The organism is Corynebacterium sp. NML 150383 (assembly GCF_002285085.1).
GTDB classification, from domain to species: Bacteria; Actinomycetota; Actinomycetes; order Mycobacteriales; family Mycobacteriaceae; genus Corynebacterium; species Corynebacterium gottingense.
In genome coordinates, this window is sequence record NZ_NSGK01000001.1 from 1 (window position 1) to 13,951 (window position 13,951).

Genomic DNA, 13,951 nt, shown 5'->3' on the forward strand with positions numbered 1-13,951 from the left:
CGGCCGCGGCGACGTAGTCAACGCCGGCGCGGTCGTGGGCCACAAGGTCTGCAATCACATCCATACCCAGCACCATACGGGCCTGTGACCAGCGCAAACAAGCACTTGTGAGAAGACTCCCAAAACATCCACCAAAGGGAACCGCAGGCCCGTTCCCTGCGTCTAATACGGGTTAAGGGTTTTCCGCGCGCCTCGCCGATGGGACAATGGTCCACCCGCTTGGTTAGGATGTTCGCATGCGCCAGACCATTCTTGCCGGCACCATCGCTGCCGCACTCGCTGTATCCACTGTCCAGTTCAGCCCCCTCGTCTCGGCCGCCGCCGCTGCGGAGGCGGGAGAGAACGGGGGCGATGGGGCGTCGTCAAGCACTCGCCCCAAGGGCAACAAGCCCGGCGACCCCTCGCCCGGCCTGAAGCCGCTGGACTACGACGAAGAGAAGGATCCCATGCACCTGGATCCGGACAAGAACCCGGTGAAGAAGGTGTCGAGCTCCGAGATGTTCCTGGATTGGACCAAGGACATGGAGGAGGGCGACGGCAAGGACGTCGTGCAGGCGTGGGCGAAGAACTCGTCGGTGCCGGATACCGCGAACCCGTGGGAGCTGGCGAAGCAGGAGGTGCAGGGCTCGTCGATGATGTCGTCCGGCTTCTTTACCGGCGACTTCGCGCAGAGCTCCGCGGGCTCGAGCCGCGCGGCGTCGTCCGTCATCCCGGTCATGCTGGGCCTGCTGGTGATCGGCCAGCTCGTGGAGCTGGTGATGCGCGGCATCCGCATGGCGCAGCAGTAGCTACGCCGCACGGCATGGCGACTTCCCCGCCGACACCGTTGCGAGTAATATACAGTGCACAGTATATTTCTACGCTTCTGGAAGTTCCATGCACGCAACATTCACCGCACGCCGGGCAGGCGTCCTCGGGGCCTGCCTCGCCGCAGCGACCCTGCTGACCGGCTGCGTGACTAACACCGAGGACGGTACGCCCGATGGCTGGGAGCCGATCGTCCCGGAAGAAGTCCCCGAGATCGCGGCCCTTGTGCCTGAGCAGGTCGCCGCGGACGGCAAGCTTTCCATCGGCGCCAACCCGCCATTCGCCCCGTTCGAGTTTAAGAACTCCGAGGGCGAACTCATCGGGTTCGAGATGGACATCGGACGCGCACTCGCGGGCGTGATGGGCCTGGAATACGACCCGCAAGACATGGACTTCTCCATGATCCTCCCCGCGGTGCAAGCCGGCAGCCTCGATGCCGGCATATCTGGATTCACTGACAACCCGGAGCGTCGCGAATCGTTCGACTTCGTCGACTTCCTGTACGCCGGCATCCAGTGGGCGCGGCAGACTGACAGCGCCGTCGACCCCAACGACGCCTGCGGGCTCACCGTTTCTGTGCAGCGCACGACCGTCTCCGAAACCGACGACGTGCGCCCCAAGTCCGACGCCTGCGTCGAGGCGGGCAAGGAGCCGATCACCGTCCTCTCCTTCGACACCGCCGATAACGCGGCGCTGGCCGCGCTCGTCGGCCGTGCGGACGCGTACAGCGCCGACTCCCCCGTCACCGCGTGGGCCGTGGAGCGCTCGGGCGGCGACCTCGAACTCGTCGGCGAGATGTTTGACGCGGCGCCGTACGGAATCGCCGTACCGAAGGACTCGGAGCTGGGCCCCGTCATGGCGCTGGCCATGCAGCACCTGATCGACACTGGGGAATACGCCCGCATCCTGGAGCAGTGGAACGTCGATAGTGGGCTGCTCGAACACGCACTCCTGAACGAACAACCGATAGAAGGGCTGGGGTAACACCAGATGAGCAACAAGGTATACAGCCGGCGGAGCAAGCCGGAGCGCATCGAGGCGAAGCCGCTTCGCCACCCCGGCCGCTGGGTACTCGCCGCGATCCTGATCGCACTCGTCGCCTGGTTCATCATCGGCGCCGCGCGTAACGACGCCTACGGGTGGGACACCTACTTCCAGTACCTCTTTGACACCCGCATCGCCATCGCCGGCCTGCACACGCTCGCGATCACGCTGCTGGGCATGATCATCGGCGTCGTCGGCGGCATCCTGCTCGCGGTCATGCGCATGAGCCCGAACCCGGTGTTCAACGCGGTTGCCTGGCTCTTCCTCTGGGTCTTCCGTGGCACGCCGGTCTACGTGCAGCTGATGTTCTGGGGACTGATCGGCGCGATTTATGACTCGATCAACCTCGGCTTCACCGAGATCCCGCTCGAGCCGTTCACCTCTTCCGCGTTCGCGCTGGCGGTCGTGGGCCTCGGGTTGAACGAGGCCGCGTACATGGCGGAGATCGTCCGCTCGGGCGTGTCCTCGGTGCCGGAGGGGCAGGTCGAGGCGTCGAAGGCACTCGGCATGAGCTGGCGCCAAACGATGACGCGCACGGTGCTCCCGCAGGCGATGCGCATCATCATCCCGCCGACGGGCAACGAGTTCATCTCGCTGCTCAAGACCTCGTCGCTGGTCGTGGCGGTCCCCTACTCGCTCGAGCTGTACGGCCGCTCCATGGACATCGCGGCGGCCCTGTTCCAGCCGGTGCCGCTGCTGCTCGTCGCGGCGACCTGGTACCTCGTCATCACCTCGCTGCTCATGGTCGCCCAGTACTACCTGGAGCGCTACTTCGAGCGCGGTGCGACTCGCCAGCTCACCGCCCGCCAGCTCGCCAGCTTGGCCGACGCGGAGGGCACCATCCCCTCCAACGTGGAAATCATCACCGCACCGGACAAGAAGAAGGGACGCTAAGCCATGACGGTCAAAGCAACACCGATGATCCAGGCCGTGGACGTGTGGAAGTCGTTCGGCCAGCTGGACGTGCTCAAAGGCATCAACCTGGAGGTCATGCCGGGCAGCGTCACCTGCCTCATCGGCCCGTCGGGGTCCGGCAAGTCGACGTTTTTGCGCTGCGTCAATCACCTGGAGAAGGTCAGCGCGGGCCGCCTGTACGTCGACGGCGACCTGATCGGCTACCGCGAGCGCGACGGCGTGCTCTACGAGATGAGCGAGAAGGATGCGGCCAAGCAGCGCCGCGACATCGGCATGGTGTTCCAGAACTTCAACCTCTTCGGCCACCGCACGGTGCTGGAAAACATCATCGAGGCGCCCATCCACGTCAAGGGCGAGGACCCGGCGAAGGCGAAGGCGCGCGCGATGGAACTGCTTGAGATGGTCGGCCTCGCCGCGAAGGCCGACGCCTTCCCCATCCAGCTCTCGGGCGGCCAGCAGCAACGCGTCGCGATCGCGCGCGCCGTGGCCATGGAGCCGAAGCTCATGCTTTTCGACGAGCCCACGTCCGCCCTCGACCCCGAGCTCGTCGGCGAAGTGCTGCGCGTGATGAAGGACCTCGCCGCCGAGGGTATGACGATGATGGTGGTCACCCACGAGATGGCGTTTGCCCACGAAGTGGCCGACCACGTTGCGTTCATGGCGAACGGCCAGGTCATCGAGTACGGCACGCCCGCCGAGGTCCTGGACAACCCGCGCGAGGAGCGCACCAAGGCCTTCGTTTCGACGCTGTTCTAACGCTCGTTCTAGCGCCCTTTACGCCCCGAACATCCCGACCAGCCCGCGCACGAGCGCGGTAAACCCGCCGAAAAACGCGAGCGAGAGCGCCACGGTGTGCGCCTTGGCGCTCGGGATGTGCGGGGCTAATTTCGTGCCCGCAACCTGGCCGACGATGAGCCCCGCGGCCGCCGCCGCCCAGAACGCCGCCGGGATGGTCGCCAGGTTCGCAGCCCCGGTGAGCTCCTTGATCAGGAACGAGACCGCGCCGGAGACCATGAAGATGGGCTGCAGGGTGGCCGCGTAGGTGCGCTGCGGCCAGCGCGCCGCCTGCGAGTACACCGTGATGGCGGGCCCTGCCACGCCAGCGAGCGTGTTCATGAACCCGCCGACGGCGCCGGAGACGGCCGCGGGCAGCGCGCCTTCGATAGGCGGCACGTAGCGCTTACCCAGGGTCACCACGCTCAGCGCGATGAGGAGCACGATGCCGACGACCACGAGCAGCGCCGAGGGCGACACCGCGCGGATGAGGAACGCACCCGGCACCGCGCCGACGACGAGCGCCGCCGCAATCGGTGCGAACTTGCCCCAATCGACGTCCGCGCGCATGGACCACGTGTTCAGCACCGCGTTGATCGTGGCGAGGACGTTGATGAGGATGATGCCCACGACCGGCCCCAGCATGAGCGAGAGCGCGGGCGCGGCGATGAGACCGAGCCCCATGCCGGAGACGCGCTGGGAGATGGCGCCGGCAGCGATGGCAACGAACACGCCGACGGCGAGCCAGATCACTGGAACTTCTCCCGCATGGCCTCGCGAACCGTGTGCGGCACCAGCCCGGTGACGTCGCCGCCGTACTTGGCCACCTCTTTGCACAGGGAGGAGGAGACGTAGCCGTACTTCTCGTCCGTCATGAGGAAGTAGGTGTCGATGCCGGACAAGCGGCGGTTCATCTGCGCCATGGGCAGCTCGTAGTCGTAGTCCAGCGAGGAGCGCAGGCCCTTGACCAGGGCGGTCACGCGGTGCTCGTTGGTGTAGTCGACGAGCAGGCCTCCCCAGGAGTCCACGCGCACGCCCGGGATGTCCGCGGTCACCTCGCTGATGAGCGCCATGCGCTCGTCCACGCTAAACAGGCCCGACTTCTTCGACGGGTTGCCGGTGACAAGCACGATGACCTCGTCAAAGCTGTGCGAGGCGCGGCGCACGATGTCGAGGTGCCCGTTCGTGATCGGGTCGAAGGACCCGGGGCAGACAGCGGTGGTCATTGCTCCTCGCTTTCGTTGGTCTCGGGGTCCGCGTAGACGGCCATGTCCATGCGGGCAATGCCGTAGGTGCGCTTCTTCAGCTTCTGGCCCGTCGGGGTGAAGGTCGCCGGCCAATCGGTCTCGGGGCTGTCGCGGTGGCGCTCGACGACGACCACGGCTCCGTCGATAAGCAATGGCTCGAGCGCGCGGACCATCTCGGCGACGGTGGCGTCATCGAGCGCGTACGGCGGGTCTGCGAGCACCATGTGGAAGTGCTTGCGCGGGGCGCGCGCAACGTAGGTGGAAGCCTTGACCGGCTCGATGCGGACGTCCGCGTGGCCGACAACCTCGGCGTTATGCTCGATGACGGCGACCGCACGCGGGTCATTTTCCACCAGCACCACCTGCTGCGCGCCGCGCGACGCTGCCTCGAGGCCAAGCGCGCCGGAACCGGCGAACAGGTCGAGCACGTTCGCCCCCGTGAACCCGAAGCGGACCTGGAGGGACGAAAACAGGCCCTCGCGGGCGCGGTCGGATGTCGGCCTCGTGCCCTCGGGCGGGACCTTGATCTTCCTGCCGCGGGCGTCTCCGGAAATAATGCGGTTCATGCCACACACTGTAGCGGGCAGGTAGCGCGGGTTTAGCTTTTGTCTAGGTATTCGAAGTCTTCGGCGACAAAGTCCGCGGTGGCGCTGCGCGCGAACTCCAGGTTGTCGGCGACGATGCTGCCCGCGTCCCGGTAGGCGCGCTCGACGAGTGCTCGGTCGTCCACAAGATTGATCAGCCGCAGGGTGCGGTGCAGGCCCGATTGCTCCTTGCCCAGCACGTCGCCCTCGCGGCGGTTAAGCAAATCGAGCTCCGCGAGTTTGAAGCCGTCCGTGGTGGCCGCGACCTGCTGTACCCGGGTAAACGACGGGGAGCCCTGGTCCGCCAGCGTATGGAAGAGGCACCACGACTCGAACCCGCCACGGCCGACGCGCCCGCGCAGCTGGTGCAGCTGGGAGACGCCGAAGTGTTCGGACTCGCGCACCATCATCACCGTGGCATTGGGCACGTCCACGCCGACCTCGATCACCGTGGTGGACACGAGCACGTCCGTGGCGCCCGCGGCGAAATCCGCCATCACGGCGTCCTTCTCTTCGCCCTTCATCCGGCCGTGGAGGACGGCGACCGTGCTGTCCGGGAACTCCGCGTCGGCGAGGTACTCGGCCACCTCGTGCACGCCGCCCTCGCTCTCGATCCTGGGGCAGACAATGTACGCCTGGTGGCCCGCCGCTATCTCTTCGCGGATCTTCTCCCACGCGCGCGCTACCCAGGACGGCCGAAACTCCGGCACGACCGAGGAGCGAATCGGCTTGCGCCCGCCCGGCAGCTCTTTGAGCGTGGACACGCTCAGGTCGCCGAACACGGTGATAGCGATGGTGCGCGGGATGGGGGTCGCAGTCATGACGAGCAGGTGCGGGGTGCGCTCCTCCGCCTTCGCCCGCAGCGTATCGCGCTGCTCCACCCCGAACCGGTGCTGCTCATCCACCACGACCAGCCCGAGGTTGAAAAAGTCCACCGTGTCCTGGATCAGCGCATGCGTGCCCACGACTATGTCCGCCTCGCCGGAGACGATCTTGAGCAGCGCCTCCTGCTTCTGCGCGGCCCCCATGGAGCCGGTGAGCGCGACGACGCGCGCGGGAACGCCGGCGCGCAGCAGCGTCTCTGTAAGCGAGCGCGCGTGCTGCATCGCCAGCACCTCCGTCGGCGCGAGAAGCGCGGCCTGCGCGCCGTTGTCCACCGCCTGCAGCATGGCGATCAGCGCGATGATCGTCTTGCCGGAGCCGACCTCACCCTGCAACAGCCGGCTCATCGGCCGCACGGAGGCCATGTCCGCGCTGATCTCCCCGAACACCGCCGATTGACCCTCCGTGAGCGCGAACGGCAGCTGGCCCAGCAGCCTCGCCTGATCCCGGTCCGCCACCCGCGGCAGGGCCTCCGCGCGGCGATGCGAGAGGTCCGCACGGCGCACCCCCATGGCCAGCGCGACGGACAGCGCCTCGTCGTACTTCAGCCGGTGCAGCGCCTTGCCGGGCCCCTCGGGGCCGGGCTCGTGGATCTGGCGGACCGCCGAGTTCAGCGGCAGCATCCCGATCGGAGTGAACCCGAGCGGCTCCTCGATGGCCGGCAGCGAGTGCAGGACCATGTGGACCGCGCCCATAATCGTCCAGGTGTTGATCCCCTTTTTGGCCGGGTAGATGGGCAGCCAGTCGCGCCCGGAAAGGATCTGCTCCAACGACCCGAAGTGCATGAGTTGTTTCAGTGAGCCGGTGGCCTGGGACGTGCCGTCGAGAAGCACGAAGTCCGGGTGCTGGAGCTGGGCGCGACCGCGAAAAAAATTGAGCTTGCCGTTGAGCATCACGCGGCGACCCTCGCGGAGCATGCGTTGCGCGTAGGCGGAGCCGAAGAAGGTGGCGGGGATGGTTTGGCGGCCGTCGTCGACCTCGATGCGGAAGATGGGGCGCTTCGGGGTCTTGCGGTTCGGGATCAGGGTCGTGCTCACGACGGTGCCGATGATCGTCGCGGTGGAGCCCTCCTCCATGCCGGTCAAGTCTGCGCCCTTGCCGTACTGGAGGTAGCGGCGCGGGTAGTACTGCAGGAGCTCGCCGCAGGTCGTGATGTCCAGGTGCTTCGCAATCGCGCGCGCCTGTTTGAGCGGGATGACCAGGTTCAGCGGACGCGAGTCTGCAAACCCAAGCATGGGCTACTCCACCCCAATCTCGGCGACCGCGCCGAGGCCGTCCGCGGGGTACGCCACCGCCTCAACGCCGAGCGTCTCGGCGAACCGCACCGCGAGCGCGTCCAACTCTTCGGCGTGCAGGTAGGTGGGGTCGTAGAGCACCGTGACCTGCTCGCCGCCGTGATCGAGCAGGCGCCGGCACGCACCCTCGAGCGCCTCCGCCGGCGTGTCCGCGATGAGCACGGTCTCTCCGTGAGCAGTAACGATGATGTCGCCCTTGCCCACGGGGCCACCCTGGATAAGCCCCGCCTTTTCGGCGCGGTGCGCGACGGCCGTGCGCATCTCGCCCGCGGCCTCGGACATGGTGAACGCGGCGGTCGCCAGGGGCTGGTTCGCGTCGTGGACGGTCAACGCGGCGATCCCGGAGACCAGCCGCACGGTGGCGAGCAGCGTGATCGTCTGCTCGAAGGCCCGCGTCGCGCGCTCGACCGCGACCAAGTTCCGGCTGTCCAGCAGCCCGTTTGGCAGCAGGATCACCTCCTGGGCGCGGGAGCGGCGGATCGCTGCGAGGATGTCCGCCACCACATCAGGGCCGGGGGCAATGGTCACGGCGCCGGCCTGACCGTACAGCTCGGTGAGCGAACCGGGCGGCGTGACCGCGATGATCACTCGCTTCGGCGCGCGCGTCACCGGCTCCGCGGGCAGGATCTCCAGCCGCAAGTTACTGACCTGCCCTGCGCCGAAGGCCTGCTCGATCACCTCGCCGGCGCGCTCGGTATGGATATGGACGGTTCCCTCGTCCTCGCCGGCGCGCGCGACGACGAGGCTGTCTCCCAGCCCGACCAGCGTGTCTTCGAGCCTCCCGAGTGCGCCGACCTCGCCGCGGAAGTAGAACATGACCTCAAGGTTTCCCGCGGCACCGTGCGAGTGCGCCGCCGAGCCAGTGCTTCTGGGCGCCCCCTCCCCCGGCTCGCTTGCCCCCGGCGCGTTTTGCGCAGCGCCATCCGCCACCTCGGCCACGAGGGCTTCGAGGAGGATGACCAGCCCCGTCGCGCCCGCGTCCACGACTCCGGCTTGGCGCAGGGCCTCGAGCTGCGACGGCGTGTTCGCCAGCGCCTGCTGCGCCGCCCCGGTTGCGGCGGCGGCGACGTCGCTGAGCGTGTTCGCGGTGGTGCCGGCAGCCGCCTCCTCTGCGGCGACGGCGGCGGCCCGCAGCACGGTGATCACTGTGCCCTCGACGGGCTCGGCGATCGCCCGGTCCGCAAACCGCACCGCGGCGGCGAGCGCGTCGGCGACGATGGCCCCACCGGAGGTCTCCTCCGTCATGGACTGCGCCAGGCCGCGCATGACCTGGGAGAGCACGACACCGGAGTTGCCGCGTGCGCCCCGCACCGCGCCCTGGGCGAGGGCTTCGGCGACCTCGGCGGCCGTGGCGTCCGCGCCGATCTGCTCGGTCGCCTCCACGGCAGCATGCATGGTGTGCGCCATGTTGGAGCCGGTGTCCGCGTCGGGAACCGGGAACACGTTGAGCTCGTTGATCTCCACCCTGCGGCGTTCGAGTTCGCTGGCGGCGCGCCTGGCCCATGAGCGCAGGCGTTCACCGTCGAAGCCACGAGGAGTCACCATGAGCGGTTATCTTACAGGCCCCAGTCCACCGGCTGCCCACCTTGGTCTTGAAGCGCCTGGTTGGCCCGGCTAAACGGGCGGGAGCCGAAGAACCCTCGGTTGGCGGAAAGCGGGGACGGGTGCGGGGACTCGATGCGCGGCGTATCACCAAGGAAGCGCGCCGCCGACTGCGCGTCGCGGCCCCAGAGGATCGCCACGAGGGGCTGGTCGCGGGCCGCGAGCGCGCGGATCGCCGCCTCGGTCACCGCTTCCCAGCCCTTCCCGCGGTGCGAGGCGGGCGCACCGGGCCGGACCGTGAGCACGCGGTTGAGCAGCAGGATGCCCTGGGCGGACCAGGACGACAGGTCGCCGTCGGCGCGCGGGACGACACCGAGATCCTCCTGCAGCTCCTTGTAGATGTTGACCAGGCTGCGCGGCGGCTTCACGCCCGGCTGGGTGGAAAACGCCAGGCCCATCGGGTGGCCAGGCGTAGGGTACGGGTCCTGCCCGACGATGAGTACGCGCACCGTGTCAAACGGGTCCGCAAACGCGCGCAGGATGTCGTTACCGCGCGGCAGGTAGGCGTCCTCGCCGCGGAGGAAGTCTCCCATGGCGTGGATGCGGTCCTCCACTCCCGCGAGCGGTGCCTGCCAGGTCTCGTGTACGGGCAGATTCATCCGAAGCTCTCCCATCCGTTGGTGTAGTGGGGCGCGGTGGCGTCGATAAGCACCTGCCCTGTGCGTGTGACCCTCCCGATCGAGCGGAAGCCGACGGGCGCGGAGCCGTCGCAGGTGCCCAGGAGCGTGTGGTCCTCGCCGCCGGTGAGCACCCACTCCCAGGGGTCCTGTCCGAGGAGCTCGCCGGCTTTGCGCAGCAGATCGTCGGGCGCGATGGCCAGGCTGGACAGGTCGATGCCCACCTTGGAGTGCGTGGCAATCTGGGACAGGTCGCGGATCAGTCCGTCGGAGTTGTCCGTCATCGCGGTGGCGCCGGCGGCGCGCGCAACCACGCCGCGGCCGGGGGTCAGGCGCGGGACCTGGTGCGCGTGGACGAGCGGCTCGAGCGCTTCCGGGATCCGCACCCCGGCGTTGAGCAGCGCGAACCCGGCGGCGGAGTAGCCGATGTCGCCGTGGGCCACGACGCGCTGCCCGGGCCGCGCGTGGTCCAGCGAGAGCGGATCGCGGTTCCCGCCGAGCGAGCCGATCGCGGCGACGGAGACCACGAGCTGGTCCGACTGCGTTACGTCGCCGCCGACGAGCTCGGTGGAATAGTCCGCGGTTGCCTGGCCCACGCCGCGCGCAAGCCCCTCGATCACGGCGAGCGGCATCTCCGGCGGCGCGGCGATGGCCAGCAGCGCGGCGATCGGGCGCGCGCCCATCGCCTCGATGTCGGCGAAGTTTTGGACGACGGCCTTGCGCCCCACGAATTCCGGCGTGGTGAGGTCGGCGCGGAAGTGGCGCCCCTCCACGAGCATGTCGGTGGCGGCCACGACCCGCGAGTTCGGGGTCGAGGGGGTGAGCACGGCGGCGTCGTCGCCGTTGATGGGCGATGGCGAGGCGCGCACGATGGCGTCGATCACCGCGTGTTCGCCCACGGATGTCAGCGTGGGCCCGACGGTGGGAAACCCGGTTCGGATCACGGTTGCTATACCGCCTTTCGTTAGACTGTGGCGCCATGAGTGCTTCCCCGGCGAACGAATCACAGGTTAATAGAACAGCGGCGTACGTCAGCCTTGGGCTCGCCGTCATCTTCGTTGTGGCGGTGCTCGGCGGGGCGCGCTTCGTGGCCACCCAGGCCGCGAACCAGCCGGTAGCGATGTCCCAGCTCGACTCGCCGCAGGCCGGGTCTCAGGAGTGCAGCACGCTTATCGACGCCCTCCCCAACCGCCTCCTCTCCCACCGCCGCGCAGCACTTGCGGACCCCGCGCCCGAGGGCGCTGCCGCGTGGCAGTCCTCCTCCACCGAGCGGGTGACCTTGCGTTGCGGGGTGGCCATGCCGCAGCAGTACACCGCGTTCGTCGAGCCCCTAACCTTCGAGGCCGCGGGCGCCCGCTGGCTGCGCGTCGACGACGCCACCCCCGGCTCCACCATGTCCACCTGGTACACCGTGGACCGCGAGCCCGCCGTCGCCGTCACCGCTGACGAGGCATCCCTCGGCCGCGACAACACCCCGCTCGACGGCCTGGACCTCTCCGGGCTGCCGGCGCAGCAACACGCCTACGCGCCGGTGCCGCTGACGCAGCTCGCTGCCGACGAGTCGGGCGCGGCGGACTCATGCCGCGCGCTCACGGACGCCGCCCCCGACTCGATTGCCGAAGGCTACCGCCGCAGCGCGCCTCGCGACGTCCCCGAGTCCGCCCACGTCATCGGCTGGATCGCGGACGGCAAGGAGCCGATCGTGGTGCGCTGCGGTGTCGCGGACCCGGCAAGCTACGCCGCGGGGGCGCAGCTCTCACAGGTGGATGAGGTCCCCTGGTTCGAGGACACGACGCTGGCGAACGGGACGACCGCCTCGACCTGGTACGCGCTGGGGCGCGCGACGGGCGTGGCGGTGTCGCTGCCGCAATCGGCGGGCAACGAGGCAATCTCGAACCTCTCCGCGCTCATCGCCGAGCAGCTGCCGGAGCAGGGCTAGCGCTACCGCTTCAGCGCGGTGGTGACCAACAGGTCCAGCAGGTCTGGGTACGCCAGACCGCTGGCCTGCCACACCTGGGGGTACATGGAAATCGGGGTGAACCCGGGCATGGTGTTGATCTCATTGAGCACCGGGCCGTCCTTGGTAACGAAGAAGTCGATGCGGGCCAGGGACTTGCAGTCCAGCGCCTCGAAGCAGCGCAGCGCGAGCCGCTTGAGCTCCGCGATCGTTGCCTCGCCGTAGGGCGCGGGAATGGTCGCGGTGACCTCGTTGTCCAGGTACTTCGTCTCGAACCCGTAGAAGCCTTCGGCGGAATCCTCGGTGCCGTTGAGCTTGGCGGGCACGCTCGCTTCGATGCGCCCGTCCGGGTGCTCGATGACGCCGACTTCTACCTCGTCACCGTGCAGCTCCAACTCGACGAGGACCTTGCCGTCCGATTCGTGGGCGAGCGCGATCGCCTCGTCGAGGGCCTCCCATGACTCCACCTTGGACACGCCAATCGACGAACCACCCGAGGCAGGTTTGACAAAGACGGGCAGTCCGAGGCGGGCACGCTGGGCGTCGTCAAGCGTCTGCCCTGCGCGCAGCACCACCTCCTCGGCGACGGCGACCCCCTCCGCCCGTACGAGCTTCTTCGTGTACTCCTTGTCCATCCCGCACGCGGAGGCGAGGACGCCGGGGCCGACGTAGGGCACGCCGGCCATCTCGAGGAGGCCCTGGATGGTGCCGTCTTCGCCGAACTTGCCGTGCAGGACCGGGAAGACAACGTCGACCTGAGCCAGGGCCTCGCCGCTTGCCGCGTCGACGAACACGCCGCGCCGGTCCGGGTTGAGCGAGAGTGCCACTTCGCGCTTCCCGGATACCTCCGGCAGCGTGGCGCCCGCGACCGGGTCGAGCGCGCCCTCCACCCAGGCGCCGCTGCGCGTAATGCCCACGGGGTAAATCTCGTAGCGCTCGGACGAGAGGTGCGCCATGACTGCGCCGGCCGAGATGCAGGAAATCGAGTGCTCGGTGGACTGGCCACCGTAAATAACGGCTATACGAATCACAGATCGAGACTACACCAGCCAGCTGCTCCGCCAGCTTCCCAGCTACTCCGACTTCTTGCTCCGCCCCATCAACGCTGCAATCGTCTCCGGCACCTTCACGCCCTTGTGGCACACGGCGTACACCGCCTGGGTCAGCGGCATGTCCACGCCCCGCTCCTGCGCGAGCTGGAAGATGCTTCTCGACGACACGACGCCCTCCGCGACCTGCCCCTTCGTTGCAGCCTTCGCCTCCTCGATCGTGGCCCCCTTGCCCAGCGCGGCGCCGAACGTGCGGTTGCGGGACAGCGGAGACGAGCACGTGGCGACGAGGTCGCCCAGGCCGGCCAACCCGGAGAACGTGCGGGCGTCCGCGCCCAGCTCCGTGCCGAGGCGGGTGATTTCCGCGAGGCCGCGCGTGATCAGCGAGGCCAAGGTGTTCTCGCCGAGGCCCTGGCCGGAGGCCATGCCGCAGGCGAGCGCGATGACGTTCTTGGTCGCCCCGCCGATCTCGCAGCCGACGACGTCCTCGTTGGTGTACGGGCGCAGGTAGTTCGTCGCGCAGGCGGCCTGCACCAGCTTTGCGCGGTTGAGGTCGGAGCAGGCGATGACGGTGGCGGCCGGCTGCTCGAGCGCGACCTCCTTGGCCAGGTTCGGGCCGGAGAGCACGGCGATGCGGTCCTCGGTCGCGCCGGTGACCTCGCCGATGATCTGAGACATACGCAGGTGCGTGTCCGATTCGATGCCCTTGGAGATGGACAGCAGCGTCGAATCGGTGCGCAAATGCTGCGCCCACCCGGTGAGGTTGTCGCGCATCGTCTGGCTCGGCACCGCGAAGACGACGATGTCCGCGCCGAGTGCGGCTGCGGCGTCGGAGGTGGGGCGCACGGCGTCGGGAAGCGTGATGCCCGGCAAATAGTCGGGGTTTTCGCGCGTGGTCTCTATCGTGCGGGCGAGCTCCGGGCGGCGCGCCCAGAGGTCTACCGCGTTGCCGGCGTCGGCGAAGACCTTTGCCAGCGTGGTGCCCCACGACCCGGCGCCGAGCACTGCCACATTCACCATTGCGTTGCTGCCTTCCTCATTCTTCCTCGCTGTGCCTCAACAAACTTTGTCAGCCTATCAAGAGTTTTGCACGCCGTGCGCGGCACGCGGGCGCAGCGGGCGCATTGGCGCGCGGGCGCAGCGGGCGCATTGGCGCGCGGGCACAGCGTGCGCAAAAA

The 13,951-nt window shown here is 68.5% G+C and carries 14 protein-coding genes; 5 read left to right on the forward strand and 9 right to left on the reverse strand.

What is annotated here, in order from left to right; translation table 11 throughout:
• The first annotated feature begins 236 nt into the window (after positions 1 to 236).
• From CKJ85_RS00005 to CKJ85_RS00020, 4 genes are all read left to right on the forward strand, one after another.
• Complete coding sequence (locus CKJ85_RS00005) at positions 237 to 788, forward strand: hypothetical protein (protein WP_095546310.1); 552 nt, start codon at positions 237 to 239, stop codon at positions 786 to 788.
• An 88-nt stretch (positions 789 to 876) separates the two neighbouring features.
• Complete coding sequence (locus tag CKJ85_RS00010) at positions 877 to 1,791, forward strand: ABC transporter substrate-binding protein (protein ID WP_095536879.1); 915 nt, start codon at positions 877 to 879, stop codon at positions 1,789 to 1,791.
• 6 nt (positions 1,792 to 1,797) lie between these two features.
• Positions 1,798 to 2,745, forward strand: a complete 948-nt coding sequence (locus CKJ85_RS00015) for an amino acid ABC transporter permease (protein ID WP_095534986.1) — start codon at positions 1,798 to 1,800, stop codon at positions 2,743 to 2,745.
• Positions 2,746 to 2,748: 3 nt separating this feature from the next.
• Complete coding sequence (locus tag CKJ85_RS00020; protein WP_269150535.1) at positions 2,749 to 3,522, forward strand: amino acid ABC transporter ATP-binding protein; 774 nt, start codon at positions 2,749 to 2,751, stop codon at positions 3,520 to 3,522.
• A gap of 18 nt (positions 3,523 to 3,540) precedes the next feature.
• Here CKJ85_RS00020 and CKJ85_RS00025 read toward each other — a convergent pair whose 3' ends face one another.
• The 7 genes from CKJ85_RS00025 to CKJ85_RS00055 are packed head-to-tail and all read right to left on the reverse strand — an operon-like array spanning position 3,541 to position 10,711.
• Positions 3,541 to 4,293, reverse strand: coding sequence for a sulfite exporter TauE/SafE family protein (locus CKJ85_RS00025; RefSeq protein WP_338065188.1), 753 nt, complete (start codon positions 4,291 to 4,293; stop codon positions 3,541 to 3,543).
• Positions 4,290 to 4,766: a pantetheine-phosphate adenylyltransferase gene (gene coaD, locus CKJ85_RS00030; protein ID WP_095534987.1), complete on the reverse strand. Its 477-nt coding sequence runs from the start codon at positions 4,764 to 4,766 to the stop codon at positions 4,290 to 4,292. The genes CKJ85_RS00025 and coaD overlap by 4 nt, the downstream gene beginning before the upstream one ends.
• Entirely contained in the window at positions 4,763 to 5,353 is a 591-nt protein-coding gene (gene rsmD / locus CKJ85_RS00035) for a 16S rRNA (guanine(966)-N(2))-methyltransferase RsmD (RefSeq protein ID WP_095534988.1), read from the reverse strand. The genes coaD and rsmD overlap by 4 nt, the downstream gene beginning before the upstream one ends.
• A 32-nt stretch (positions 5,354 to 5,385) precedes the next feature.
• Positions 5,386 to 7,488, reverse strand: coding sequence for an ATP-dependent DNA helicase RecG (locus tag CKJ85_RS00040; protein WP_095553032.1), 2,103 nt, complete (start codon positions 7,486 to 7,488; stop codon positions 5,386 to 5,388).
• Between the two features lie 3 nt (positions 7,489 to 7,491).
• Entirely contained in the window at positions 7,492 to 9,093 is a 1,602-nt protein-coding gene (locus tag CKJ85_RS00045; protein WP_095553033.1) for a DAK2 domain-containing protein, read from the reverse strand.
• Positions 9,094 to 9,104: 11 nt separating this feature from the next.
• Positions 9,105 to 9,749, reverse strand: coding sequence for a uracil-DNA glycosylase (locus CKJ85_RS00050; protein WP_095553034.1), 645 nt, complete (start codon positions 9,747 to 9,749; stop codon positions 9,105 to 9,107).
• The gene (locus tag CKJ85_RS00055; RefSeq protein WP_095534992.1) at positions 9,746 to 10,711 is read right to left on the reverse strand and encodes a thiamine-phosphate kinase; all 966 of its coding nucleotides are present in this window, start codon (positions 10,709 to 10,711) and stop codon (positions 9,746 to 9,748) included. Before CKJ85_RS00055 ends, CKJ85_RS00050 begins: the two co-directional genes overlap by 4 nt.
• Positions 10,712 to 10,746: 35 nt before the next feature.
• Between CKJ85_RS00055 and CKJ85_RS00060 the strand changes: the two genes are divergently transcribed.
• On the forward strand, positions 10,747 to 11,706 hold the full coding sequence (locus tag CKJ85_RS00060) for a DUF3515 domain-containing protein (protein WP_095553035.1): 960 nt from the start codon (positions 10,747 to 10,749) through the stop codon (positions 11,704 to 11,706).
• A 2-nt stretch (positions 11,707 to 11,708) separates the two neighbouring features.
• On the opposite strand, the gene CKJ85_RS00065 is transcribed toward CKJ85_RS00060, so the two are convergent.
• Positions 11,709 to 12,755, reverse strand: a complete 1,047-nt coding sequence (locus CKJ85_RS00065; protein WP_095553036.1) for a D-alanine--D-alanine ligase family protein — start codon at positions 12,753 to 12,755, stop codon at positions 11,709 to 11,711.
• A gap of 42 nt (positions 12,756 to 12,797) precedes the next feature.
• The gene (locus tag CKJ85_RS00070) at positions 12,798 to 13,793 is read right to left on the reverse strand and encodes an NAD(P)H-dependent glycerol-3-phosphate dehydrogenase (RefSeq protein WP_095276170.1); all 996 of its coding nucleotides are present in this window, start codon (positions 13,791 to 13,793) and stop codon (positions 12,798 to 12,800) included.
• Positions 13,794 to 13,951 lie beyond the last annotated feature (158 nt).